General features: G+C 61.5%; 2 protein-coding genes. Both read right to left on the bottom strand.

Annotated features, from left to right (window positions below):
- On the bottom strand, positions 1 to 95 hold a 95-nt coding region (locus ACR1XY_RS24955; protein ID WP_480597583.1), incomplete at its 3' end, for a four-carbon acid sugar kinase family protein.
- Position 96: 1 nt separating this feature from the next.
- Positions 97 to 512 (bottom strand): NAD(P)-dependent oxidoreductase (locus ACR1XY_RS24950; protein ID WP_480597580.1); only part of this gene is annotated, 416 nt, incomplete at its 5' end.

Here is a 512-nt window from a genome sequence, read left to right as displayed (position 1 = left end):
CCCACATAAACAGCGCTACCCATGCCTTGCCGCATCAGCGTATTAGCAAGATCCGAGGACCCCGTGAAATCGTCCCCGATACATCCCAGCTTCACGTCATTCTCCCGGTAGTTTCAGTCCCGCCCTCTCAGCGTAGAATTTGGCAATCGCTGCGTCATCCTCCTGGGCGAGACCCGCCTCTGCGGCCTCCCGGAACTGACCCAGCGCGCGTTGCGCAACCGGGAGGTCCAGCCCCATCGCACTTGCGGCTTCGGTGACGATGCCCAGATCCTTGGGCCAGATGGCCACTGTCGACAGCGGCGTGTAATCGCCCTCCACCACATGCGGGGCACGGTTCTCGAACATCCAGCTGTTGCCCGCCGAGACTAAGATGACTCTCAGGATATCCTCTGGTTTCAAGCCCTGTGCGACGCCGAAGGTCATTGCCTCGGCCATTGCCGCGATATGCGTGCCCGCCAGCAACTGATTGACCGACTTCATCGCCGATCCTGTCCCCGCCTCAGGACCCAGCG

The sequence above is a fragment of the Ruegeria sp. AD11(2025) genome (assembly GCF_056542405.1).
The sequence above is the reverse complement of the archived record's forward strand: the minus strand, read 5'-3'. Positions and strand labels throughout refer to the sequence as shown.